The organism is Agrobacterium sp. A3-95, from assembly GCF_053521785.1.
Genome location: NZ_JBNWDR010000002.1, coordinates 159,408 through 182,102 on the forward strand (window position 1 = coordinate 159,408; position 22,695 = coordinate 182,102).

The 22,695-nt window shown below is 58.9% G+C and carries 22 protein-coding genes and 1 pseudogene; 17 read left to right on the forward strand and 6 right to left on the reverse strand.

Annotation, left to right across the window (positions count from 1 at the left end):
• Positions 1-51: 51 nt before the first annotated feature.
• The 5 genes and pseudogenes from ACQZ5Y_RS06225 to ACQZ5Y_RS06245 form a co-directional block, all read left to right on the forward strand.
• On the forward strand, positions 52-1,062 hold the full coding sequence (locus ACQZ5Y_RS06225) for an ABC transporter substrate-binding protein (RefSeq protein ID WP_026330721.1): 1,011 nt from the start codon (positions 52-54) through the stop codon (positions 1,060-1,062).
• A 109-nt stretch (positions 1,063-1,171) separates the two neighbouring features.
• Positions 1,172-1,999, forward strand: coding sequence for an ABC transporter permease (locus ACQZ5Y_RS06230; protein ID WP_419458307.1), 828 nt, complete (start codon positions 1,172-1,174; stop codon positions 1,997-1,999).
• A 1-nt stretch (position 2,000) separates the two neighbouring features.
• Positions 2,001-2,801 carry an ABC transporter permease gene (locus ACQZ5Y_RS06235; RefSeq protein WP_013761889.1) on the forward strand — a complete coding sequence of 267 codons (801 nt, stop codon included), beginning with the start codon at positions 2,001-2,003 and terminating at the stop codon, positions 2,799-2,801.
• Positions 2,798-3,880: an ABC transporter ATP-binding protein gene (locus ACQZ5Y_RS06240; protein ID WP_174060123.1), complete on the forward strand. Its 1,083-nt coding sequence runs from the start codon at positions 2,798-2,800 to the stop codon at positions 3,878-3,880. Before ACQZ5Y_RS06235 ends, ACQZ5Y_RS06240 begins: the two co-directional genes overlap by 4 nt.
• 36 nt (positions 3,881-3,916) lie before the next feature.
• Positions 3,917-4,051, forward strand: a pseudogene (locus ACQZ5Y_RS06245) (aldehyde dehydrogenase family protein); the annotation flags it as partial.
• 38 nt (positions 4,052-4,089) lie between these two features.
• On the opposite strand, the gene ACQZ5Y_RS06250 reads toward ACQZ5Y_RS06245, so the two are convergent.
• The 3 genes from ACQZ5Y_RS06250 to ACQZ5Y_RS06260 all read right to left on the reverse strand — a co-directional run bounded on the left by ACQZ5Y_RS06250 (position 4,090) and on the right by ACQZ5Y_RS06260 (position 6,224).
• A complete protein-coding gene (locus ACQZ5Y_RS06250) occupies positions 4,090-4,719 on the reverse strand; it encodes a LysE family translocator (protein ID WP_035199708.1) in 630 nt (209 codons plus the stop codon).
• A complete protein-coding gene (locus ACQZ5Y_RS06255) occupies positions 4,719-5,174 on the reverse strand; it encodes an Lrp/AsnC family transcriptional regulator (protein ID WP_013761886.1) in 456 nt (151 codons plus the stop codon). Before ACQZ5Y_RS06255 ends, ACQZ5Y_RS06250 begins: the two co-directional genes overlap by 1 nt.
• 147 nt (positions 5,175-5,321) lie before the next feature.
• The gene (locus ACQZ5Y_RS06260; protein ID WP_174060121.1) at positions 5,322-6,224 is read right to left on the reverse strand and encodes a LysR substrate-binding domain-containing protein; all 903 of its coding nucleotides are present in this window, start codon (positions 6,222-6,224) and stop codon (positions 5,322-5,324) included.
• 107 nt (positions 6,225-6,331) lie between these two features.
• On the opposite strand from ACQZ5Y_RS06260, the gene ACQZ5Y_RS06265 reads away from it, so the two are divergent.
• The 3 genes from ACQZ5Y_RS06265 to ACQZ5Y_RS06275 are packed head-to-tail and all read left to right on the forward strand — an operon-like array spanning position 6,332 to position 7,736.
• On the forward strand, positions 6,332-6,733 hold the full coding sequence (locus tag ACQZ5Y_RS06265; RefSeq protein WP_111795509.1) for a tautomerase family protein: 402 nt from the start codon (positions 6,332-6,334) through the stop codon (positions 6,731-6,733).
• On the forward strand, positions 6,730-7,164 hold the full coding sequence (locus ACQZ5Y_RS06270) for a cupin domain-containing protein (RefSeq protein ID WP_075807632.1): 435 nt from the start codon (positions 6,730-6,732) through the stop codon (positions 7,162-7,164). The genes ACQZ5Y_RS06265 and ACQZ5Y_RS06270 overlap by 4 nt, the downstream gene beginning before the upstream one ends.
• Positions 7,161-7,736 (forward strand): DUF4865 family protein, encoded by a 576-nt coding sequence (locus ACQZ5Y_RS06275; protein WP_174060120.1) that lies wholly within the window; start codon positions 7,161-7,163, stop codon positions 7,734-7,736. The genes ACQZ5Y_RS06270 and ACQZ5Y_RS06275 overlap by 4 nt, the downstream gene beginning before the upstream one ends.
• A 47-nt stretch (positions 7,737-7,783) precedes the next feature.
• On the opposite strand, the gene ACQZ5Y_RS06280 is transcribed toward ACQZ5Y_RS06275, so the two are convergent.
• Both ACQZ5Y_RS06280 and ACQZ5Y_RS06285 read right to left on the reverse strand, forming a co-directional pair.
• Positions 7,784-8,815, reverse strand: coding sequence for a fatty acid desaturase (locus ACQZ5Y_RS06280; protein ID WP_065662440.1), 1,032 nt, complete (start codon positions 8,813-8,815; stop codon positions 7,784-7,786).
• Between the two features lie 570 nt (positions 8,816-9,385).
• Positions 9,386-10,000: a TetR/AcrR family transcriptional regulator gene (locus ACQZ5Y_RS06285; protein ID WP_003511481.1), complete on the reverse strand. Its 615-nt coding sequence runs from the start codon at positions 9,998-10,000 to the stop codon at positions 9,386-9,388.
• A gap of 306 nt (positions 10,001-10,306) precedes the next feature.
• Between ACQZ5Y_RS06285 and ACQZ5Y_RS06290 the strand changes: the two genes are divergently transcribed.
• The 4 genes from ACQZ5Y_RS06290 (at position 10,307) to ACQZ5Y_RS06305 (ending at position 16,470) form a co-directional block, all read left to right on the forward strand.
• Positions 10,307-11,383 carry an efflux RND transporter periplasmic adaptor subunit gene (locus ACQZ5Y_RS06290; protein WP_025595357.1) on the forward strand — a complete coding sequence of 359 codons (1,077 nt, stop codon included), beginning with the start codon at positions 10,307-10,309 and terminating at the stop codon, positions 11,381-11,383.
• Positions 11,383-12,468, forward strand: coding sequence for an efflux RND transporter periplasmic adaptor subunit (locus ACQZ5Y_RS06295; RefSeq protein WP_019564938.1), 1,086 nt, complete (start codon positions 11,383-11,385; stop codon positions 12,466-12,468). The genes ACQZ5Y_RS06290 and ACQZ5Y_RS06295 overlap by 1 nt, the downstream gene beginning before the upstream one ends.
• Positions 12,465-15,536: an efflux RND transporter permease subunit gene (locus tag ACQZ5Y_RS06300; RefSeq protein WP_174060119.1), complete on the forward strand. Its 3,072-nt coding sequence runs from the start codon at positions 12,465-12,467 to the stop codon at positions 15,534-15,536. The genes ACQZ5Y_RS06295 and ACQZ5Y_RS06300 overlap by 4 nt, the downstream gene beginning before the upstream one ends.
• 217 nt (positions 15,537-15,753) lie before the next feature.
• On the forward strand, positions 15,754-16,470 hold the full coding sequence (locus tag ACQZ5Y_RS06305) for a FadR/GntR family transcriptional regulator (protein ID WP_019564936.1): 717 nt from the start codon (positions 15,754-15,756) through the stop codon (positions 16,468-16,470).
• On the opposite strand, the gene ACQZ5Y_RS06310 is transcribed toward ACQZ5Y_RS06305, so the two are convergent.
• Positions 16,439-17,851, reverse strand: coding sequence for an aspartate ammonia-lyase (locus tag ACQZ5Y_RS06310; RefSeq protein ID WP_174060184.1), 1,413 nt, complete (start codon positions 17,849-17,851; stop codon positions 16,439-16,441). The two genes, ACQZ5Y_RS06305 and ACQZ5Y_RS06310, sit on opposite strands and share 32 nt — an antisense overlap.
• 289 nt (positions 17,852-18,140) lie before the next feature.
• On the opposite strand from ACQZ5Y_RS06310, the gene ACQZ5Y_RS06315 reads away from it, so the two are divergent.
• The 5 genes from ACQZ5Y_RS06315 to kdpA all read left to right on the forward strand — a co-directional run bounded on the left by ACQZ5Y_RS06315 (position 18,141) and on the right by kdpA (position 22,691).
• A complete protein-coding gene (locus tag ACQZ5Y_RS06315) occupies positions 18,141-19,598 on the forward strand; it encodes an amino acid permease (protein ID WP_019564934.1) in 1,458 nt (485 codons plus the stop codon).
• Positions 19,595-20,548: an asparaginase gene (locus ACQZ5Y_RS06320; protein WP_174060118.1), complete on the forward strand. Its 954-nt coding sequence runs from the start codon at positions 19,595-19,597 to the stop codon at positions 20,546-20,548. Before ACQZ5Y_RS06315 ends, ACQZ5Y_RS06320 begins: the two co-directional genes overlap by 4 nt.
• Before the next feature lie 166 nt (positions 20,549-20,714).
• Positions 20,715-20,852 carry a hypothetical protein gene (locus ACQZ5Y_RS06325; protein ID WP_003497749.1) on the forward strand — a complete coding sequence of 46 codons (138 nt, stop codon included), beginning with the start codon at positions 20,715-20,717 and terminating at the stop codon, positions 20,850-20,852.
• 12 nt (positions 20,853-20,864) lie between these two features.
• The gene (kdpF, locus tag ACQZ5Y_RS06330; RefSeq protein ID WP_003511473.1) at positions 20,865-20,954 is read left to right on the forward strand and encodes a K(+)-transporting ATPase subunit F; all 90 of its coding nucleotides are present in this window, start codon (positions 20,865-20,867) and stop codon (positions 20,952-20,954) included.
• A 33-nt stretch (positions 20,955-20,987) separates the two neighbouring features.
• Entirely contained in the window at positions 20,988-22,691 is a 1,704-nt protein-coding gene (kdpA, locus tag ACQZ5Y_RS06335; RefSeq protein ID WP_174060117.1) for a potassium-transporting ATPase subunit KdpA, read from the forward strand.
• Positions 22,692-22,695: the final 4 nt, after the last annotated feature.

The following is a 22,695-nucleotide window of genomic DNA, read 5'->3' on the forward strand; positions in this document are numbered from 1 at the left end:
CCGGCCGCGAAGTGCATGCCAACAACAAGCTCTAAAACGGAGTAAGGGAACATGAGATCGAAACTGGTATTGATGACATGCGCAGCAATTTTCGCCCTGGGCGCATCCGCACAGGCGAATGATCTGGTTTTTTCCAGCTGGGGAGGAACCACGCAGGACGCCCAGAAGGCGGCCTGGGCCGAAAAATTCATGGTGGCGACCGGCATCAACGTGCTTCAGGATGGCCCTACGGACTATGGCAAGCTGAAAGCCATGGTCGAGGCGAACGGCGTGACATGGGATGTGGTCGACGTGGAGGGCGACTACGCCGCGCAGGCCGGGCCGAAGGGCCTGCTGGAGAAGCTTGATTTCGCCGTCATCGACAAAACGAAGCTCGACCCTCGTTTCGTCACTGATTACTCCGTCGGAAGCTTCTATTATTCCTTCGTCATCGGCTGCAATGTCGATGCTGTAGCCGCCTGCCCCAAGAGCTGGGCCGACCTTTTCGATACGGCAAAGTTCCCCGGCAAGCGCACCTTTTACAAGTGGTCCGCACCGGGTGTGATCGAAGCAGCGCTGCTGGCCGATGGTGTTGCCGCCGACAAGCTATACCCGCTTGATCTCGATCGCGCCTTCAAGAAGCTGGACACGATCAAATCCGATATCATCTGGTGGTCTGGCGGTGCGCAATCGCAGCAGTTGATCGCTTCTGCGGAGGCACCTTTCGGCAGCGTCTGGAACGGCCGCATGACAGCGCTTGAGAAGAGCGGTGTGAAGGTGGAGACCTCCTGGGAGCAGAACATCACGGCAGCGGATTCCCTCGTCGTTCCCAAGGGAACGAAGAACAAGGACGCGGCGATGAAGTTCATTGCTCTTGCGACCTCCGCGCAGGCGCAGGCGGATATGGCGTCTGCCACAGGTTATGCCCCGGTCAATGTCGAATCCGCAAAGCTGATGGATCCGGAAACGGCAAAGACCCTGCCTGACCAGCAGACAGCGAGCCAGGTCAATGCCGACATGAACTACTGGGCGCAACATCGTGACGAGATCGGTGAGCGCTGGTACGCCTGGCAGGCCAAGTAAGGCAACGGCGCGGGCAGCCAAAAGCGCCCGCGCAAATTTTCACCTCCGGGGAGGTTTGGGCATGGTCTCGCTTACCGATGAAACAGAAAGCCCGAAGACGAAGGTGCGGATGCCCTTCCGGCCCGGCAATTTTGCCGCCACCCTGCCGGCATTCGTTCTGCTTGCACTGTTCTTCGTCGTGCCGGTTATCATCCTGCTGTCGCGCAGCGTTACCGAGCCGGTGCCGGGCTTTGGCAATTACGCCGCATTGCTGGGCAGCTCCACCTACCTGAAGATTTTCTTCAATACATTCGCGGTCTCGGCGCTGGTCACGCTCGTAACGCTGGTCATCGGTTTTCCTGTCGCGTGGGCGCTTGCCATCATGCCGTCGCGGCTTGCCTCCGTCGTTTTCGCAATTTTGCTTCTGTCCATGTGGACCAACCTTCTGGCACGCACCTATGCCTGGATGGTGCTGTTGCAGCGGACGGGTGTCGTCAACAAGACGCTGATGGGCCTTGGCATCATCGACAAGCCGCTTGCACTGGTCAACAACCTGACCGGCGTCACGATCGGCATGACCTATATCATGCTGCCATTCATCATCATTCCGCTCTATGGCGTCATCCGCAAGATCGATCCGGCCATTCTCCAGGCGGCGGCGCTGTGCGGGGCAACCCGCTTTCAGGCGCTGACCCGCGTTCTCATTCCACTTGCCGCTCCGGGTATGATCTCCGGCGCGCTGATGGTGTTCGTCATGTCGCTTGGCTATTTCGTCACCCCGGCGCTGCTGGGCGGCACGGCGAACATGATGCTGGCCGAGCTTATCGCGCAATTCGTGCAGTCTCTCGTCAACTGGGGCATGGGCGGCGCAGCGGCGCTGGTGCTTCTGGTGGTGACGCTGACGCTTTACGCAATCCAGCTGAAATTCTTCGGCGCGGCCGGGGCAGGGGGGCGCTGACATGCTTTTGAACTACAACAGCCTTGGCGCATGGAAGTGGCTGCTCCTTTTCATCACAGTGCTGACAGCGGCATTCCTTATCCTGCCGATTGTCTTCATCGCCGCTTTGTCCTTCGGCTCGTCGCAATGGCTGATCTTTCCGCCGCCCGGCTGGACGCTGAAATGGTATGCGGATTTCTTTGCCGATCCGAGGTGGCTGGATGCTGCCTGGACAAGCCTGCGTATCGCCGTGATGGTCACAGTCCTGTCGGTGCTGATCGGCCTCGTCGCCTCCTTCGGCCTGGTGCGGGGGCGTTTCATCGGGCGCGAGGGTCTGCGGGCTTTGTTCATGACGCCGATGATCCTGCCTGTCGTGGTGCTGGCGGTGGCGCTTTATGCTTTTTTCCTGAAGCTCGGCCTTGCGGGCACCACCACGGGCTTTGTCATTGCCCATCTTGTCGTGGCGCTGCCTTTCTCCATTCTGGCGTTGACCAGCGCGCTCGAGGGTTTCGACAAATCGATCGAAGACGCTGCAGTGCTATGCGGCGCGAGCCCGCTGCAGGCCAAAATCCGCATCACCTTGCCGGCCATCAGCCATGGCCTGTTCTCAGCCGCGATCTTTTCTTTCCTCACTTCCTGGGATGAGGTGGTGCTGGCGATCTTCATGGCAAGTCCAACGTTGCAGACGCTGCCGGTGAAAATCTGGGCGACGCTGCGGCAGGATCTGACGCCGGTGATCGCCGCTGCATCGACGCTTCTCATCGCGGTGACCATCATTCTCATGCTGCTTGTCGCGGCTGTGCGAAAAGGACTGAAAACATGACCAAACCGCTCCTGCAAATTCGCGGCATCGCCAAGCAATACGGACCGGTCGTCGCCGTTCAGGACGTCAATCTCGAGGTGCAGCCGGGCGAGTTCATGACGTTTCTCGGACCATCCGGTTCGGGCAAGAGCACGACGCTCTACATTCTGGCCGGTTTCGAACAGCCGACGGCGGGCGACATCCTGCTGAACGGCCAAAGCCTGCTCTCCACGCCGTCGCACAAGCGCAATATCGGCATGGTCTTCCAGCGTTACACGCTGTTTCCGCATCTGTCCGTTGGCGAGAATATCGCCTTTCCGCTGAAAGTGCGCCGAAAGAGCAAGGCGGAAATCGATGCGAAGGTGAAGGAGATGCTGAGGCTCGTTCGTCTCGAAGGTTTCGAGGACAGAAAGCCTGCGCAGATGTCGGGCGGCCAGCAGCAGCGCGTGGCCTTGGCAAGGGCGCTCGCTTATGATCCGCCTGTTCTTCTGATGGACGAGCCGCTCTCGGCGCTCGACAAGAAGCTCAGGGAAGAAATCCAGTTCGAAATCCGTCGCATCCACCAGCAGACGGAAGTAACGATCCTTTACGTCACCCACGATCAGGAAGAGGCCTTGCGTCTCTCCGACCGGATCGCGGTGTTTTCAAAAGGCGTGATTGACCAGATCGGTACGGGGCCGGAGCTTTACGCTCATCCCACCACCCGCTTCGTGGCCGAATTCATCGGTGACAGCGACTTCATCGCCTGCGATCTCCTCGCCGCCTCGGGCGGCAAGGCGACGGTTTCGCTCGGGCAGAATATCGTCTTTGACCAAATTCCGGTTCATGGCGAAGCTGCGCCGGGAAAAAAGGCGGCGCTGATGCTGCGTCCGGAGCGTTTACAGCTCAGCCGCAACAGGCCCGGCTCTTACGCCGGTTTTCAGGCCACCGTCAGCGATATCACCTTCCTTGGCAACAACGTCCATGTCGTCGCCCATACAGGTTCGGGAGAGCCCTTTGCCGTGCGTCTGCCATTTGGCCATGAGGCAATTTCGGGCCTCAACCGTGGTGATCTCGTGCATCTGGCCTTCGATCCCGCGTCGGCGCAGGTTTTCTGTTGAGGGTCGGAAATATGCATCTTAATGATCCCATGCTCTTCGGCGAGCACGGGAGGACATCTCTACCGGCAATGCGCGCCGACCATCAAGAAACTGGGACTGGAACTTGGCGGCAATGCGCCCTTCATCGTCGACGACGCCGATCTCAATGCGGCCGTGGAGGGAGCGCCGATTTTCCCAGAAGTTGGAGCCGCAGATAAAACCGTTGCATTTCAATGAGCCATCATGCCCCAGGCAAGTGAACCTAGGGAAAAAATCCCGAATAAGACAAGGATCACTCCGGACAGGCGGGAAACCCAGCGGGCAAAGGTGGTGGGAAGGCGCTGCCGGGCAAATGCAACGCCGCCGCTCAACATGAACCACCACAATAAAGAGCCTAGAAAAACGCCCGCGACCACAAAAAACGCGCTCGTCGCTCCCGATGCGTCAGCAAGGCCGAGACCCGCGAAAATTGCTGCAAAGGACAGAATCGTCATGGGGTTGGTGATCGTCAGGAAAAAGGTCGCGGTGATGGTGCCGAGCAGATCGCGCGCTCCAACCTTGGCCGCTTCTGCCAGAGGTTTGGGCCTCAGGCTTTTCCAGCCGAGCCACAGCATGAAAAGGCCGCCAACGATTTTGAGCGGCGTATCGATTGTCGCAAGGGTCGCCGCGAAAGCGGAAAAGCCGAGCGCTGCGAGGCTGGCATACACAGCATCCGCTAGAGCAGTCCCAAGGCCACCTGCCACTCCCGCCCAGAACCCGCGCTCAAGGGTCCGGTTGATGCAGAGGGCGCCGATGGGGCCGAGCGGGGCTGCGACCGCAAGGCCCAGCACAATGCTTTTCAAAACGAGCATCAGTTCCATCAGTCCACGCTTTCCTTCGGCATAAATGGTCCCGGCACGACAGAAGACAGTGCGATGATCGTTTCGGTACGGGCAAGGAACCCGTTCTGTTTCATTGTCGCCAGAAAGGTTTCGATCTCCGCCAGCGACCCGACGTGAACTTTGACGAGGTAGGACCACTGCCCGGTCACATGGTGACATTCCGCAATAGCGGACTGCGACGCCGCATAGACACGAAACGCGGCCTCGTCCGCATCCGGCGCCAACGCGATCCACACGAAGGCGATCACGGGCAAATCGAATGCGGATGGATCGGCATCAACGGTGATGCGACGGATCGCCCCGCTGGCCGTCAGGCGTCGGATGCGCTCGTTCACGGCCGAAGCGGAAAGCTCCACGACATTTCCGATATCGGCCAGAGAGCGGCGGGCGTCTTCTGCAAGAAGACTGATGATTTTGCGGTCTGTTGAATCCATGACCGCAGATAATCATGTTTATTATGATAATTAAAGATATTATGCGGAATTTTAGTGAATTGAGCGCAAGCCTTGAGCCGGGGCCAAGATTCCCCCGCAGCTTCGCCGTACCTATAATCTTGGCGGAAGCTTATGCTGTTTCAGAGATTACGGTCGCGCTATCCATGCTTCCGGCAGCGTTTCCTGCAAGGCTTGGCGGATGATCGTGGCGAGATGGGCGCTGATTGGATTTTCGTCTTTTCCGGAGCGAAGAAGGCTGAGCCCCAGCGACGGGAGTTGTGGCAAACCATTGGTGAGTGGATCGAGAACCCGTACGGCAGGCGGCCGGCCGAACGGTGTGCGAAGTGCGATGCCAAGGCCTGCGGCTGTCGCAGCCCACAACCCGCCGAGGCTCGGGCTGACGAATGCAATGCGCCAAGCGATACGCTGTTGATCAAGGTGGTTGCAGGCAATGCTACGTAAAAGGCACGGCGCTTCCAAGACTGCAAGTGGCAGCGGCTCTTTCTCGCCGGTCTGCCAGACAGTTTCTGCTTCCTCCGCGCCCAGCCAGCACAGTGGCATGGATGCAACCGTTTCAGCTGGCGAAGCCGTGTCGTCGTTCCAGGCCAAGGCGAGGTCAAGATGGCCGGACTCGACCTTCTCCCGCAATTCGCTATTGCGAGCGATGCGCCCTTCGATCCGAACCCGTGGATGGGCGCGTGCGAAACGGCCCAGCACCTGCGGCAACACAGTTTCTCCGAAATCCTCCTGAATCCCGAGGCGGATCCAGCCTGCGAGTTCCGGCCCGCGAACGGCGCTGATCGCCTCGTCATTCAGGCTCAATATGCGGCTGGCATAGGACAGCAGCACTTCGCCGCTCTCGGTCAGCGCCAGCCCCCGGCCGGATTTGCGCACCAGAGCAGTTTCGGCCTGGTCCTCCAGCTTCTTGAGTTGTGCGCTGACCGCAGAGGTCGAACGCCCCAGTCTGTCTGCGGCCTGCGCGAACGACCCGGTCTCGATGCCAATCACGAAACTGCGGAGCGCGTCCAGATCCAGATGGGTAAGGCGCAAATTAAATGTCCCTAAAATCAGGACGTAATGTCCTGAATAATTTGATTTTCAGGATGATGATGTCGTTTCATAGTGTGGCTGTCAATCCTCTTGAACGGAGCGCATCCATGCCTTTCACCCGAATATCTCTGCTTGCGGGCAAATCCGCCGACTATCTCAAGGCGGTTTCCGACAGTCTCGACCGCGCGCTTGTCGACTGCTTTGACGTTCCGGAAAACGACCGCTTCGCTGCAATCCACCAGCACCAACCGGGCGAACTGATCTTCGACCGAACATATCGCGGCGGCCCTCGGTCGGATGATTTCATTTTCTTTCATATCACCACGGGTAAGACGCGATCGCCGGAAACCAAGGCGCGCTTCTATGCGAGGCTCGTCGAAAATCTGGCGGTGTCGCCCGGTGTGAGGCCGGAGGATGTGATGGTCGCCATCGTCAACTCGACGTTTGATGACTGGTCCTTTGCATCAGGCGTTTCAGCAGGCACACCAGCGGATGGGAGTGGCCGATGACTGATTTTTTCGACATGCAACCGGCCTGTCCATCCACCATGAGCGTGCGTCGAGCCGGTGACGGAATAGTTGCTGCACCTGAGGGTATCTCCAGCGGATCCTTCCTCGTCCAGATGCTGTTATCGAGCCGGATCGATGGCGAGATGACGGCAATGCGCGCTTTTGTGCCGCCGGGGGTCGTGACCCATTGGCACAGTCATCCGCGCGGCCAGCTTCTCTTCGTGCTGGATGGCATCGGTCTCGTCCAACGCAAGGGTGACGATCCGCGTGAAGTCCGTGCCGGAGATGCGGTGTGGTTTGCGCCCGGCGAAGCCCATTGGCATGGCGCCGCGCCGTCCTGTCCCTTCAGCTATCTCAGCGTCCAGCCGGTCAGGAGTGGAACTGCCGTCCACTGGATGGGACCTGTCAAAAAAGAGGAGAGCACGTCATGATCGCCATGCAATACAGCTTCACGCTGCCTGCCGGCTACGACATGGCGATCATAGACCGGCGCATAAGGGAGAAGGGGCCGCTGCTCGATGGCTTTCCACGCCTGCGTTTCAAGGCCTATCTTTCGGCGAGAAAGCAGGAGGCCGGCTTCACCAGTGCTGAAAACCTCTACGCGCCGTTCTATCTATGGGATGAGCCAGAAGGGATAGACAGCTTCCTGTCCGGTCCAGGTTTTGCGGTTCTGACACGGGACTTCGGCTGGCCGTCGGTGCAGACGTGGCTGGTCTGGCACGCCGACCACGTACCTGATCTTACAGCCTCGCGATATGCCACACGGGAGGTCCGGTCCATAGCGCCCCATTGTGATCTGGCCAAGCTGCGCGATACCGCGACCGCGGACGCGCGTTCAGCAATCAGGGCCGGCGCGCTCGCGGCCATAGCCGCATTCGATCCAACAAAATGGCTGCTGCTACAGTTCAACCTCTGGCCGACAGTGCCGGCCGTTACTGAAACAATGCAAACCTACACTGTTGGCCACGTCTCGTTGGGGTCGGTTCTGCATTTAGCGGAATGATATCTCACGCACCGGCTCAATGGGTATTGCGTCGCTCCAGCTCTCATCTATCGCGGTTGCTTTTCTGCCTCACGTAGCGAAATCAGCCGTTTTGTGGATTCGTCCCACAGAATGAGCTTTACGCAGCCCAGGCTGTCGCGAAGGCTGATGCGACCAAGTTTCGCAAGCTCCGGGTAGTCGTGCAGAATCTCTGGCAACCTGTAAAAAGGTACCTTGCTCGACAAATGGTGGACATGGTGCATGCCGATATTGCCGGTGATCCAACGCAGCGGACCCGGCAGATCGTAATACGAGGCGCCATGCATCGCCGCATGGGGAAAAGTCCATTCCGGAGGCTTGGACCAGTGGGTTTCTTCAAACTGGTGCTGGACATAAAACAGCCAGACACCTGCTGACCCGGCAAGCAGCACTATTGGCAGATGAACCAACAGAAAAGGCACGAGCCCTATCGCCCAGATAAGAAGAATGGCCAATACGGCCACACCGGCATTTGTTGCCATTGTCGAAATCCAGGGCAACGCTCCAGACCGCATCATGCCAAACGGTAGCCTTTGTTTGAACAGAAACAGGAAAGCAGGACCGATGCCGAACATCACCAGCGGATGCCTGTACAAGCGATAACCGAGTTTTCCGCGCGGGGAGAGCGCACGATATTCGGTCACGGTCAGAGTTGTAATGTCGCCAACCCCTCGCTCATCGAGATTGCCAGCTGACGCATGGTGTTCCGCATGCGCGCGGCGCCAATAGTCGTAGGGCGTCAGCGTCAGGATACCGATTGCGCGACCCGTCCAGTCATCCCAGCGACGGCGCCCGAAAAAAGAGCCGTGTCCGCAATCGTGTTGCAGTATGAAGAGCCTCAACAGGAATCCGGCTGCGGGGATCACCAGAAGCAGGCCAAGCCAGTAACCAAAATGAATCGATACCGACGCTGCTGCCCAAAGGAATACAAAGGGAACAAGCGTCACGGCAAGTTCGTACAGGCTGCGGCCCGTCCGGGGTTTGCGATAATTCGAAAGTATTTTAAGCAGGGCCTTTTCACTCGCGCCGCCAGGTAATTGGGCTGTTAACGTCGCGGTCATGGTTGATAGCAATCCTTCTGGTCACCTGCATTTCGAAAAAAGTGTTCACCGCGCTGGCGGTCGTATTCTGGAATAGCCCGATCTCGAGCCAACACGCGTTGCCGCGACGGTTCCGTGCTCTGCTCGGCCCGGGCATTCACTGTTTTGTTCATAAATGTTCGAGCTGTAAGCTCGCTCCTGAAATCTGAAACGGTTAATTAAGTCGATCTGCTCGGCGAGGAACTCGCACAACTCTGCGCGGCTGGAACCTGTTCTGTCTAACTGTACCTGCGCTGTTTGCACAGAGGGGCAGGGTGACCTCAAATTGATTGAATGGTACTAGAATTTAATCGGCACTGGCATTCTCGCGCAGGAGCACAGCTCGACTCGGCAACTAAAATCGCTGAAAAGTTGGAGTGTTGAGCGGGTCTCGGCAACAGGATGGCAATTACTCGTTCAAATACGAGCAATATGCTCGAGGCAATAGACCCTTACCGCAGCATTGTGGCTGTATCGCGCCCGACATTTAAGGTTTCTTGCTATGTATCAGATCGCAGCATCAGGGGTCGTCGACTGGCAGGAGAGTGCCCCTTATGCCAGCAGCCCGCGCATTATCAGTTCGAGATGAATCTTCAGAACGACCTGCTTGTCCAGACTGCGCCGATCGTCGAAAATCAACCGGAAAACCAATGTTCCGACTATGGGTGACATGACGACCTTGGCCAGTTCGGTGGGGTTGGCTCTAAACCTTTTTTTCGCCACGCCATCTTCGAGGATCGTATTGATCCGCTCGAATACCGGCGCCATCACCACGTCATGGTGCTGGTCGATGAGATCGGGGAATTTTGCTCCTTCCGCAACGATGAAGCGAAACAGTTCCCGCATCTTTCTATTGTCGACAAGGGCGTCGAACAGGAATTCAAGAAGCATCCGAAGCTCCTCGACGGGATCATCGGACGTGCGTGCATAGGCCTTGAATGCCTCCTGAAAAGGTGCCGAGGCATGCCTGATCATCGCCTCGAAAAGAGCCTCCTTGGTTTCGAAATAGACGTAGACCGTGCCTTTCGTCACTCCCACCCGCTCGGCAATGTCCTCCACCCGCGTGGCCGTAAATCCTCTCTTGGTGAATTCCTCGAATGCGGCGTCGAGAATTTCCAACGGACGTTGTATCTTCTGTTCTGCGCGTGTCAGTTTTGCTTTTGCCATAACCCCGGATCCCTACGTATTCTTTCGGCACTTGCCTTTTTACCCGTCGCAATCGGCGGAAATGACAGGTGGTTTGCCTATAGCACCGGCGTAAAAACCGGAATCGATTTTTACAAGACGTGGTGCGTGGTTCAATATGTCGGCACATCCCCCGATGCGTCCGAGAGGACGCGCCGGGCAATTCGTAATGATCATTCGGGGAGCCCGGTTTGAAGTCCGGACGGTTCCCGATCGGCGACACAAGAATTTCATTGACTATTCAGTCAGTCAAATATTATAGGGTGAGGCGAAGATCAAGAGGTCACCATGAAAAGCATTCTTTTAGCAATGGCGGTCGGCGGCATTTTCGCCCTGTCGTCCTGCAGCAACGAAGAGCCGCCTGCTGAAAAGCCGTTGCGTGTCGTCGATGTGGTTGCGGCAGCGAAAAAGCCCGTCGGCCGTGGCAGCGTCATCACCGGTGAAGTAAGGGCACGGGTCCAGACGGACCTTTCCTTTCGGGTGAGCGGCAAGATCACCGAGCGGCTGGTGGATGTGGGTACCCCGGTAAAGGCCGGGCAATTGCTTGCTCGCATCGACCCGGAAGAGCAAAAGGCGGATATCGACGTTGCGGTGGCCAACCTGCAATCTGCCGAAGCGCAGATGACGCAGGCGCAGTTGGCATTCGATCGCCAGCAAAGTCTTTTCAAGACGCAGGTGACTTCGCGCTCCGCGGTCGACAAGGCGCAGGAAACCCTGCTCACCACACAAGGCGCCGTCAGATCGGCGCAGGCCCAGCTGGATACGGCGCGCGATGCGCTTTCCTACACCGAACTCAGGGCCGATGCGGATGGTGTGATCACCGCGCGCAATGTCGAAGTCGGTCAGGTGGCGCAGGCCGCTCAGCTCGTTTTCACGCTGGCGCATGACGGGCCGCGCGATGCGGTATTTGATGTCTACGAATCCCTGTTCCTCGAGCGCGATATCGACAATCTCGTCAATGTCAGCCTCCTGTCGGATCCCGCCCGCGCTGTCGAGGGACCGGTGCGGGAGATTTCCCCGACGATCGATCCCGACAATGGGACGATCCGGGTCAAGGTTGGCCTGAACGGCGATATGACCATGCCGCTCGGAGCACCGGTATCGGGTCATTTCCGCTTCAAGCAGGTGGAGGCGATTGAGCTTCCCTGGTCGGCAATGGCATCGCAGAACGGCCTTCCCGCCGTCTGGGTGGTCGATGCGCAGTCCTCGGAAATCGCCATGCGCCGGGTTGAGGTCTCCGACTATGAGACGGGTCAATTCGTCGTGGCGGAAGGACTTCTTCCCGGCGATCTCGTCGTGACCAGCGGGACCAAATTTCTCCGCACCGGTGAAAAGGTCGCCTATGAAAAGGGGCAGGCACAATAATGTTCAGGATAAACAGAAGCTTGTTTTTGCTGCTTCCGGCGATTGCGGTCTCGTCCTGCCAGGAAAAGCAGGAAGCGCCCGCTGAGGCGCCGCGCCCGGTGCTCTCCGTTGTCGTAGGGGAGACGCGCGCCGATGCGCTGCGGCTGACCGGCACGGTGGAATCGAGAATTCAGACCGATCTCGGCTTTCGTGTTCTCGGCCGGATCATTGCCCGCAATGTCGATGTGGCCGATCTGGTCAAGAAAGGCGATGTGGTGGCCTCGATCGATCCGCTCGCGCTGGAACTTTCGGTAAAGAGCGCCCAATCCGATCTGTCCAACGCCGAAGCGCAACTGGCCAATGCGGTGACGACCGAGCAGCGTCAGCGCGTGCTGGCCGAGGCCCGCAGCGGCACGGAAGCAGCACTTGAAGAGGCCGAGCAGGCCACGCGAACGGCCAATGCCGCCGTCGCCAAAGCCCGTGCAAATCTTGATAAGGCCGAGGAGCAACTGGGCTATACGCAGCTACACGCGGAATTTGACGGCGTGGTGACTGCGACATCCGGTGAAATTGGCCAGGTCGTCTCTGCCGGACAGACGGTCGTGACCATTGCCCGCCCGGAAGTGCGGGATGTTGTGGTCGATGTTCCGCAATTTGCGGCGCAGCGACTTGATATCGGATCGACCTTCGATATCGCCCTGCAACTGGACCCAAAGATACGCACCACCGGCGTGGTGCGTGAGATTGCCCCAGAAGCCGAAACCGCAACACGCACGCGCCGCACGAAAATCAGCCTTCAGGATGCGCCGCCGACATTCCGGCTCGGCTCGGTCGTCACGGCCTCAGCAATTGCCGCCTCCGAATCGCAGATCATGCTCCCCTCGTCGGCCCTGCTGAAAACCGAAGACGGTTGGAGTGTCTGGATCGTCAATACCGATACGGCCACGGTCACCTCGCGCCCGGTCAAAATAGAGGGCGAGCCCGCTGAAGGCGGCAGTGTGCGCATCACCGGCGGCGTCAAGCCCGGCGAACGTGTCGCCAGTGCCGGCGTTCACAAGCTTAAGGATGGTCAAGCCATCAGGATCGATCAGGAGGTCCATCAGTGAAGAAATTCAATCTTTCCGACTGGGCGCTCGAGCACCGTTCGCTCGTCTGGTACTTCATGCTGGTCTTCGTTCTTGCCGGTGTTTTCTCCTATCTCAACCTCGGACGTGAGGAAGATCCGAATTTCACCATCAAGACAATGGTGATCAGCGCGCAATGGCCCGGCGCTTCCGCGGAGGAAGTGGCCAGGCAGGTGACCGACAGGATCGAGAAGAAGCTCGAGGAACTCGACAATCTCGACTATCTGCGCAGCCAGACAGTCGCTGGCAAGACGACGATTTTCGTGGAACTCGTGCCGGAAACCAAAGCCAAGAATGTCGAACCCACCTGGGTGCGCGTGCGCAACATGATCGGCGACATCAAGGGCGACTTCCCCTCGGGCGTTGTCGGCCCGTTCTTCAACGACCGTTTCGGCGATGTTTATGGCAATATCTACGCCTTCACCAGCGACGGTCTCAGCCAGCGGCAATTGCGCGATCTGGTGGAGGACGCGCGTGCCAAGGTTCTGACTGTCGACAATATCGGCAAGGTTGATGTCATCGGCGCGCAAGACGAGGCGATCTATCTGGAGTTTTCCACGCGGCAGATCGCAGCGCTGGGCATCGATCAGCAATCGATTATCAAGACGCTGCAAGCCCAGAATGCTGTCACCCAGTCCGGCTTCGTCAATGCCGGGCCGGAACGTGTTGCGCTGCGTGTCAGCGGCCAGTTCACCTCGGAAGACAGCCTTCGCGCCATCAATCTGCGCGTCAACAACCGGTTCTTCCCGCTGACGGAAGTGGCGACGATCCGGCGCGGTTATGTCGATCCGCCGTCTTCGCTGTTCCGCTTTAACGGGCAACCGGCCATCGGTCTTGCCATAGGCATGAAAACCGGTGCGAACCTCGTACATTTCGGCGAGGAGCTGGATGCACAGATGAAGCGTATCGTGGCGGATCTGCCTGTTGGCGTCGATGTGCACCGCGTGTCCGATCAGCCGGCCGTGGTCGATGAGGCGGTCTCCGGCTTCACTTCGGCGCTGTTCGAGGCAATTGCAATCGTTCTCGTCATCAGCTTCATCAGCCTCGGATTGCGGGCGGGCATGGTGGTTGCGGTCTCCATACCGCTCGTGCTGGCGATCACGTTCGTCTATATGGAATATACCGGCATTTCGCTGCAACGCATCTCTCTCGGCGCGCTTATCATCGCGCTCGGGCTTCTCGTCGACGATGCTATGATTGCTGTCGAGATGATGGTCGCACGCCTCGAGGTCGGCGATGATCTCAGAAAAGCGGCGACCTATGTTTATACTTCGACCGCCTTCCCGATGCTGACCGGTACGCTGGTCACCGTTGCCGGCTTCATTCCCGTCGGCCTCAACAACAGCGCGGCGGGTGAGTTCACATTCACCCTGTTCGTGGTGATCGCCGTTTCGCTGATCGTATCGTGGATTGTCGCGGTTGTGTTCACGCCACTGCTTGGCGTGGCGATGTTGCCCAAGACGATGAAATCGCACCATGAGAAGAAGGGCCGTTTTGCCTCTGGCTTTTCCTGGCTTCTAGCCCGGGCGCTGCGCTTTCGCTGGGTAACGATCATCCTCACGGTTGCGTTGTTTGCCCTTTCAGTTGGTGGCATGAGCCTCGTGCAGCAGCAGTTCTTCCCGGCCTCCGACCGTGTGGAACTGATCGTAGACTGGAACCTGCCACAGAACAGCTCGATTGCCGAAACCAACCGGCAGATGGCACAGTTCGAGCAGGAAGCGCTGGCGAAAAACCCTGACATCGACCACTGGACGACCTATGTCGGTGAAGGCGCACCACGTTTCATCCTCTCCTTTGACGTGCAGACGCCTGATGTCACCTTCGGCCAGACAATCATCGTCACCAAGGGGCTTGATGTGCGCGACAAGGTGCGCGCTGAGTTGCAGGACTATCTGAACCGGACGTTTACCGGCACCGACGCCTTCGTGAAATTGCTCGACATCGGCCCTCCGGTCGGAAAGCCGGTGCAATATCGCTTGAGCGGCCCGGATATCCAGCATGTCCGCGAACTAGGCCAGCAGCTGGCGGGCATCGTCGGCGAGCATCGGCTGCTGTCCAACATGGTCATGGACTGGAATGAGCCGACGCGGGTGGTCAAGGTCGACGTTTTGCAGGACAAGGCCCGCCAGCTCGGCGTCTCTTCGGAAGACATCGCCAATGCAATGAACAGCATTGTCGAGGGTTCCACCGTGACGCAGGTCAGGGATGATATCTACCTCGTCAATGTGGTGGCGCGTGCGCAGCTGGCGGAGCGCGGCTCCATCGAAACATTGCAGAACCTGCAATTGCCGGCCACGAACGGCAAGGCCGTGCCGCTGTCGGCAATCGCCAATTTCCGCTACGAGCTGGAACAGCCGACCATCTGGCGTCGCGACAGAATTCCGACAGTCACGGTCAAGGCTGCCATCATCGGCCCGACGCAGCCGGCGACGATCGTGGAGCAGTTGAAGCCGAAACTCGAGGCTTTCGAAAAGTCGCTCCCCGTGGGGTACAAGGTGGAAATAGGAGGCTCGGTGGAATCCAGCGCGGATTCGCAGGCGCCAATCGTAGCCGTGGTGCCTCTGATGCTGTTTGCGATGGCAACGATCCTTATGGTTCAGTTGCAGAGCTTCAGCCGGCTGTTTCTTGTCTTTGCCGTTGCTCCGACGGCGCTGATCGGCGTGGTGGCAGCGCTGCTGCTCTCCAACGCGCCGATGGGTTTCGTCGCCATTCTCGGCATATTGGCACTGATCGGTATTCTGATCCGAAACTCGGTCATTCTCGTCGTTCAGATCGAACATCTCAGAAGCGAGGGGGTCTCGGCCTGGCGCGCCGTCATCGAGGCGACCGAGCATCGCATGCGACCGATCATGCTGACGGCTGCGGCGGCAACACTTGCCCTCATCCCCATATCTCGGGAGATATTCTGGGGTCCGATGGCCTATGCCATGATGGGCGGCATCGTGGTTGGCACGGCGCTCACGCTGCTGTTCCTTCCGGCACTCTATGTCGCGTGGTTCCGCATTCCGCGCGAGCATGACAAACAGGAAGCACAGGAAATCAAGACGTAATTTCCTGTGAGACAGCCACACCCTCGTGATCGCGAGGGTGTGGCGCCGGCAAAGCCACTGTCCCGCTTAAATTCTGCAAATGTGCCCGCCATCGTTGTTCCTTCGGCGCAGATAGTGTTAGGAAGATCGGCTTAGCTGCGGGAGCGGCGCTGTCCTTCAATAGATAAGCGTTTGCTTCTGCGTCGTTGACAGACCAAGGGTGCCGGAGGGTTCAAGGATGGGCGGGTTGTCGGATTGGCTTGCGGACGCAAAGCCGATCAATCGCAAGAATGCCGCAGAAGTGGTGTTCGAAGATATCCGTTCGGCCATCACCTCTGGTCAGCTCGTGGTCGGAACCCGGCTGCCCTCCGAAGCCCATCTGGCGGAAAGATATGGTGTCAGCCGGCCGATCGTGCGCGAGGCGTTGCGATCTCTCCAGACTCTGGGGTTGACGCAGACGCGCACGGGTAGCGGCACCTATGTAATGACCGCCACACCGCCTGCTGAATTGAGTTACGGAGCATATTCCGCCCGTGACCTGATCGAGGCACGCCCCTTCATTGAGGTGCCGGCGGCCGGTTGGGCGGCGCTACGGCGCACGGATGCCCAACTAGAGACCCTGCTCGAACTCTGCGACAGGATGGAGGCTGAGGAAAGGCCGCATCCGTGGGTGCTGCTGGACGGGCAATTTCATTGCGCCATTGCGGAAGCCTCGTCCAATGCACTGTTTGCCAAGGTTGTGGCCGATGCGCGCGAGGCTCTTTCCCAACAGTCCGAGATGGTCAACCTGATGGCTGGCCGGCGCGTTGCATCGAATTTGGAGCACCGCCGGATCGTCGAGGCGATCCGGCGGGGTTCGTCCCCCGATGCGCGCGAAGCGATGGAGCTTCACCTGGGTCAGGTGAAGCAGGTGGTAACGACCATTATTGGAGAAGATCGGGCTCGACACCCGTAAGCGCGGGTAGGTTGGCGAGGTGGCGGGGGCTCAGTGCCTGATGAAGTTGCGCCTCCGTCAGATAGCCGCGCTCCAGCACCACCTGCGGGACGGTGCGGCCGCTGGCCAGCGCCTCCCTTGCGACGTCAGTTGCTGCATAGTATCCGATCAGCGGGTTAAGCGCGGTTGCGAGACCGATCGATTCCTCCACACGCTGTGCCATGATGGCGGGATTGGCGACGATGCCATCGACACAACGTGCCGCCAAAGTCCGGCAAGCGGCGCTCAGCTGGCTGATGCTCTGGGAAAGGGCACGCACCATGATCGGCTCGAAGGCGTTCAGCTGTAGCTGCCCGGCTTCGGCGGCCATTGTGATGGTGATGTCGTTGCCGATTACCGCATAAGCCACCTGATTGACCATTTCGGGAATGACCGGATTGATCTTGCCCGGCATGATGCTGGACCCCGCCTGAACGGAGGGCAGGGTGATTTCGCCGATGCCGGCGCGCGGGCCGGAAGAGAGCAGGCGAAGGTCGTTGCAGGTTTTTGACAGTTTGACGGCGACACGTTTCAACACGCCGGACAGATGCACAAATGCGCCGGGGTCCTGCGTCGCTTCGATCAGGTCGGCGGCCGTCACCAGCGGGCGTCCGGTCAACCGCGCCAGATGCTGGCAGGCAAGCGCCGCATAACCGCGCGGTGCATTGAGCCCGGTGCCGATGGCGGTGGCGCCGAGATTGATCTCGTGCAGCAGGGCTGCGGATTCGATGAGGCGGGCCTGATCCTCGCCCAGCATCACCACGAAAGTGCGGAACTCCTGACCGAGCGTCATCGGCACGGCATCCTGCAATTGCGTCCGTCCCAGCTTGATGAAGCCGGAAAACTCCTGTGCCTTGCGATCGAACGCGTCTTTCAGCACACCCATCGAAGCCGCGAGATCGTCGATCGCTTCGATCATTCCTACATTGACCGCCGTCGGATAAGCATCGTTGGTGGACTGGCTGAGATTGACGTGGTCGTTGGGGTGAAGGTGGGCATAATCGCCTTTCGCGTGGCCGAGCAGTTCAAGTGCCCGGTTGGCGATGACCTCGTTGGCGTTCATGTTGGTGGAAGTGCCAGCACCGCCCTGAATTTCATCCACAACGAACTGCTCGTGAAGCGCACCCTCACGAATTTCGCGGCAGGCTCTGACGATTGCTTCCATCCGCTCCTGGTCAAGCAAGCCAAGCTCGTGATTGGCGAGGGCGGCGGCCTCCTTCACATAGGCAAGTCCCCTGACGAGATAGGGGTTGTGGCCGATCGTTACGCCGGTGATCTGAAAGTTCTCCACCGCGCGTGCCGTGTGCACGCCCCAATAAACATCTGCCGGAATTTCCTTCGTTCCGAGCAAATCATGCTCCATGCGCGTCACGCCCACTTTTTCCTCCAATAGCTCAAAGCGTTACCAAAATCTGTAAAGCTGTCTTACAGATTTTTCGACCTTAATCCTTCGCCGTACGAAGGTCAATAATGCTTCGATCCCCTTGACGAACGGCATTCTCTGCAATTATGAGGGCAAAAATCTGTCATGCAGCTTTACAGCGATGCATGAGCTTGCTGGCGCTGTATCCAGCGCCGAGCATGCCAGTTCCAATTTTGATTTCCGGCGTATCGCCGACTGCAAAGCAAATTCATTGGGAGGAGAAATATCAATGAAATCTGTAAAAACGGCACCTGCCGAACGCGAGGTCTTCACGGAAGAAGACCTCGGATACCACAAGGCACTTAAACCGCGTCAGATCCAGATGATCGCGATTGGTGGCGCAATTGGCACCGGGCTGTTCCTGGGCGCCGGTGGACGGCTGGCGCAGGCCGGTCCGGCGCTGGTGTTTGTTTATGCGCTTTGCGGCTTCTTTGCGTTTCTGGTGCTGCGTGCACTTGGCGAACTTATCATGCATCGCCCGAGTTCCGGCTCGTTCGTGTCCTATGCCCGCGAGTTCTATGGCGAGAAGATGGCTTTCTTTGCCGGCTGGATGTATTGGTTGAACTGGGCAATGACCTCGGTGGCCGATGTGACCGCCGTTGCGCTCTATATGAACTTCTTCAAGCACTACGTCCCCTGGCTGGCGGGCATCGACCAATGGGTGTTTGCGTTGACGGCACTTCTGGTTGTGCTGGCGATGAACATGCTGTCGGTGAAGGTTTTTGGCGAGCTTGAGTTCTGGTTCAGCCTGATCAAGGTGCTGGCGCTTGCGATCTTCCTCGTCGTTGGCGTCTATTTCGTCATCTTTGGCACGCCCATTGAAGGGCATGTGACAGGCTTCAGCATTATCACCGACAATGGCGGCTTCTTCCCGAACGGCATTCTTCCTGCCTTCGTCATCATTCAGGGGGTAGTGTTCGCTTACGCCTCGATCGAACTGATCGGCACGGCGGCAGGGGAAACCGAAGACCCTCGCAAAGTCATGCCCCGCGCCATCCGCGCCGTGGTGCTGCGCCTCGTGGTGTTTTATGTCGGCTCGGTATTGCTGTTCACGCTGCTTCTGCCTTATACCGCCTATAAGGCTGGCGAGAGCCCCTTCGTTACCTTCTTCGGTTCCATCGGTGTTCAGGGTGCGGATGTGATCATGAACCTTGTGGTGCTAACCGCCGTGTTGTCTTCGCTCAATGCCGGACTTTATTCTACCGGCCGGATTCTTCATTCGATGGCGGTCTCTGGATCGGCGCCGGCAGCGCTGGCAAAGATGAACAAGGCTGGCGTGCCCTATGGCGGTATTGCGGTGACCGCCGCCGTCACCGTTCTCGGTGTGGCGCTGAACGCCGTCGTGCCAGCTGCGGCCTTCGAAATTGCACTCAACCTGTCGGCGCTCGGCATCATCTGCGCATGGGCCGTCATCGTGCTCTGCCAGCTCAAGCTGTGGCAGCTTTCCAGGCGCGGCGAACTGGCTCGCCCGGATTTCCGCATGTTCGGTGCGCCTTACACTGGCATTCTCACACTCGTCTTCCTGTTCGGCGTGCTGGTGCTGATGGCTTTTGATTACCCTGTCGGCTCGTGGACCATCGCTTCGCTGCTGGTCATCATCCCGGCGCTGGTCATCGGCTGGTATATGCTGCGTGACCGTATCCACCGTCTGGCCGGCGAACGTGCAGGTGCGGGAGCATCGCATTGAGCGGGCATGGTGAAGCTCCACTGGTGGCGGTCATCGCCACCGGTGGTACCATCGCAAGCAGGCGCGGCGCCGATGGCGCCAGCACACCAAGCCTTTCGGGTGAAGACTTGCTTGCACTGGTTCCGCAAATCAACGCGAGGCTGAAGCCGGTCGATCTGATGGCGAAGGATTCCTCCAGCCTGACATTGGCCGACATGCAGCGCATCAGCGATGCGGTAGGCGTGGAGCTCAATGATCCCGCTGTCACCGGTGTCGTCGTTCTGCATGGAACCGATGCGATGGAAGAATCCTCGCTGCTCGTGCATTTGCAGCATGCCATCACCAAGCCGGTTGTCTTCACCGGCGCACAGTTTACGGCCGACCATCCGAATGCGGACGGGCCGTCCAATCTGGCCGCGGCCATAGAAACGGCGCTTGATCAGACGAATGCCGAACGCGGCGTGCTTTTATCCTTCGGCGGCAGATGTCTGCCGGCATGGGGGCTATACAAGCTGAGCGCGGATGCGGCGGATGCGTTCCGCTCTGCGCGGCCGGCGGCCCATGCCGCAGCGCTGGAGCTTGCTGCGCCCCTCGCCGATCTGCGGGTTGATATCGTTGCCATTTATCCCGGTTGTGATGCCGCCCATATCGAGGCAAGCCTGCAGGCCGGTGCGGATGGGATCGTGCTTGCCGCACTTGGCTCCGGCAACGCCAATCCGGGCATCGCTGTGGCGGTGAAGCGCTGTGCCGAGCGAGGCGTTCCCGTCGTCGTCTCCAGCAGGGTCCCGGAAGGACTGCTGGTGGCGAGTTACGGCGGTGGCGGCGGTGGTCACGATCTGGTCGCGGCCGGTGCCATCCATTCGTCAACGCTGCGCCCCGGACAGGCGCGTATACTGCTTGTGGCGTTGATTGCCGCCAACAGCCCGGCGGAAAAGATCGTTTCCGCGTTCAAAGACGGCTCGCTCTCTTAAGCAGCGGCTGCAAGGCCCGCATTGGCGAGCATCGAAATTCCTATGGGATTCCTATTTTATTCCATCTGCGGCCGTCTCGAACCTTTATGCGGTTCGGGTGCATTCTTCTGTGCGGGAAGGGATGGTGTTTCTTCCCAGCCAGAAAGAATGAAAAGCGACGTCCCACATGACGGCGCTTTTCTTCCTGTCCGGCTCCTCGGTTAAAAAAGGAGTCCCATCGATGATGGACGTTATTCTGATCGGTGCAGCCACGGTGTTTTTCGCGCTCTGCTTTGCCTATACGCGCGCCTGCGACCGGCTTTAGGCGGAGGTCGAGATGTTATTCGATTATGTTTTGAGCGGTGCCGTCACCGTCTTTATCGCCGCCTACCTCACCTATGCTCTCATTCGCCCCGAACGCTTCTGATCGGGAAGCGGCGGCTATTGAAAGTTCAATACCATGACCCTCAATGGATGGTTTCAGATCCTGCTTTTCTGCGGGATCGTTGTCGCGCTGGTGAAGCCTCTCGGCTTCTATATGGCGCGAGTCTTCAATGGCGAACGCACCCTGCTTTCGCCGGTTCTCGCACCCGTCGAGCGCGGCCTTTATGCCCTTGCCGGGACAAGTGAGCGCGAAGAACAGCACTGGACGACCTATGCGTTTTCCATGCTCCTCTTCAACCTCTTCGGTTTTGCCCTGCTCTACGCCCTGATGCGCTTTCAGGGTATGTTGCCATATAATCCGGAAGGAATGGCAGCAGTCGGGCCGGAACTGTCTTTCAACACGGCAGTCAGCTTCGTCACCAATACCAACTGGCAGAATTATGGTGGCGAAAGCACCATGTCCTATCTGACCCAGATGGCTGGTTTCACCGTGCAGAACTTTGTTTCTGCCGCGACGGGCATGGCGATTGCAATCGGGCTAATCCGCGCCTTCGCGCGCGCTTCCGGCAAGGCCATCGGCAATTTCTGGGTGGATATGGTGCGCTCGACGCTCTACATCCTGCTGCCTGCCTGTATCGTGCTGACCCTGGTTTACGTATGGCTCGGCGTGCCGCAGACGCTTGGCGCTTATGTCGGTGCCCAGACGCTTGAAGGCGCGCGGCAGACGATCGCAGTCGGCCCGGTAGCGTCGCAGCTGGCGATCAAGATGCTCGGCACCAATGGCGGCGGTTTCTTCAATGCCAATTCCGCGCATCCGTTCGAAAACCCTGATGCCATCTCCAACATGATCCAGATGGTGTCGATCTTCGCGATCGGTGCTGCCTTCACCAACGTCTTCGGCCGTATGGTCGGCAACACCCGTCAGGGCTGGGCAATCCTTGCTGCCATGGGTGTTCTGTTCATCGCCGGTGTTGCAGTGACCTATTGGGCGGAAGCAGCCGGAAATCCGCTGATGCACAGCTTCGGCCTTGCCGGAAGCAACATGGAAGGCAAGGAAGCTCGCTTCGGCGTGGTACTCTCGTCGCTCTTTGCGGTCATCACCACCGCTGCCTCCTGCGGTGCGGTCAACGCCATGCATGGTAGCTTCACGGCGCTCGGTGGTCTCATTCCGCTCATCAACATGCAACTGGGTGAGGTAATCGTCGGCGGCGTTGGCGCGGGTTTCTATGGCATTCTTCTCTTCATCATCATCGCCATTTTCGTGGCGGGGCTGATGGTCGGGCGCACGCCGGAGTATCTCGGCAAGAAGATAGAGGCCAAGGAGATGAAGATGGCGGTTCTGGCCATTCTCTGCCTGCCGCTCGCCATGCTGGTTTTCACAGCCACCGCCACCATCCTGCCCTCGGCGGTCGCGTCGGTCGGCACAGCCGGACCGCACGGGTTCTCCGAGATTCTTTATGCCTATACCTCGGCTGCTGCCAATAACGGCTCTGCCTTCGGCGGCCTCACGGGCAACACGACCTGGTACAACATCACGCTTGGTTTTGGCATGTTGATGGGACGTTTTCTGGTGATCATCCCGGCGTTGGCGATTGCCGGCTCGCTGGTTACCAAAAAGACCGTTCCGGCATCAGCCGGCACCTTCCCCACGGACGGCCCGCTCTTCGTCGGTCTGCTCGTCGGCACGATCGTGGTCGTCGGTGGCCTCACCTTCCTGCCGGCCCTGGCGCTTGGTCCGGTCGTGGAACATCTGGTCATGGCCGCCGGCCAGGTATTTTGAGGTG

Bases quoted from the DNA above. Each gene is read 5' to 3' on its own strand.
- ACQZ5Y_RS06225 (WP_026330721.1), top strand. From the start codon at position 52: ATGAGATCGAAACTGGTATTGATGACATGCGCAGCAATTTTCGCCCTG.
- ACQZ5Y_RS06230 (WP_419458307.1), top strand. From the start codon at position 1,172: ATGCCCTTCCGGCCCGGCAATTTTGCCGCCACCCTGCCGGCATTCGTT.
- ACQZ5Y_RS06235 (WP_013761889.1), top strand. From the start codon at position 2,001: ATGCTTTTGAACTACAACAGCCTTGGCGCATGGAAGTGGCTGCTCCTT.
- ACQZ5Y_RS06240 (WP_174060123.1), top strand. From the start codon at position 2,798: ATGACCAAACCGCTCCTGCAAATTCGCGGCATCGCCAAGCAATACGGA.
- ACQZ5Y_RS06250 (WP_035199708.1), bottom strand. From the start codon at position 4,719: ATGGAACTGATGCTCGTTTTGAAAAGCATTGTGCTGGGCCTTGCGGTC.
- ACQZ5Y_RS06255 (WP_013761886.1), bottom strand. From the start codon at position 5,174: ATGGATTCAACAGACCGCAAAATCATCAGTCTTCTTGCAGAAGACGCC.
- ACQZ5Y_RS06265 (WP_111795509.1), top strand. From the start codon at position 6,332: ATGCCTTTCACCCGAATATCTCTGCTTGCGGGCAAATCCGCCGACTAT.
- ACQZ5Y_RS06270 (WP_075807632.1), top strand. From the start codon at position 6,730: ATGACTGATTTTTTCGACATGCAACCGGCCTGTCCATCCACCATGAGC.
- ACQZ5Y_RS06275 (WP_174060120.1), top strand. From the start codon at position 7,161: ATGATCGCCATGCAATACAGCTTCACGCTGCCTGCCGGCTACGACATG.
- ACQZ5Y_RS06280 (WP_065662440.1), bottom strand. From the start codon at position 8,815: ATGACCGCGACGTTAACAGCCCAATTACCTGGCGGCGCGAGTGAAAAG.
- ACQZ5Y_RS06285 (WP_003511481.1), bottom strand. From the start codon at position 10,000: ATGGCAAAAGCAAAACTGACACGCGCAGAACAGAAGATACAACGTCCG.
- ACQZ5Y_RS06290 (WP_025595357.1), top strand. From the start codon at position 10,307: ATGAAAAGCATTCTTTTAGCAATGGCGGTCGGCGGCATTTTCGCCCTG.
- ACQZ5Y_RS06295 (WP_019564938.1), top strand. From the start codon at position 11,383: ATGTTCAGGATAAACAGAAGCTTGTTTTTGCTGCTTCCGGCGATTGCG.
- ACQZ5Y_RS06305 (WP_019564936.1), top strand. From the start codon at position 15,754: ATGGGCGGGTTGTCGGATTGGCTTGCGGACGCAAAGCCGATCAATCGC.
- ACQZ5Y_RS06310 (WP_174060184.1), bottom strand. From the start codon at position 17,851: ATGGAGCATGATTTGCTCGGAACGAAGGAAATTCCGGCAGATGTTTAT.
- ACQZ5Y_RS06315 (WP_019564934.1), top strand. From the start codon at position 18,141: ATGAAATCTGTAAAAACGGCACCTGCCGAACGCGAGGTCTTCACGGAA.
- ACQZ5Y_RS06325 (WP_003497749.1), top strand. From the start codon at position 20,715: ATGACGGCGCTTTTCTTCCTGTCCGGCTCCTCGGTTAAAAAAGGAGTC.
- kdpF (WP_003511473.1), top strand. From the start codon at position 20,865: ATGTTATTCGATTATGTTTTGAGCGGTGCCGTCACCGTCTTTATCGCC.
- kdpA (WP_174060117.1), top strand. From the start codon at position 20,988: ATGACCCTCAATGGATGGTTTCAGATCCTGCTTTTCTGCGGGATCGTT.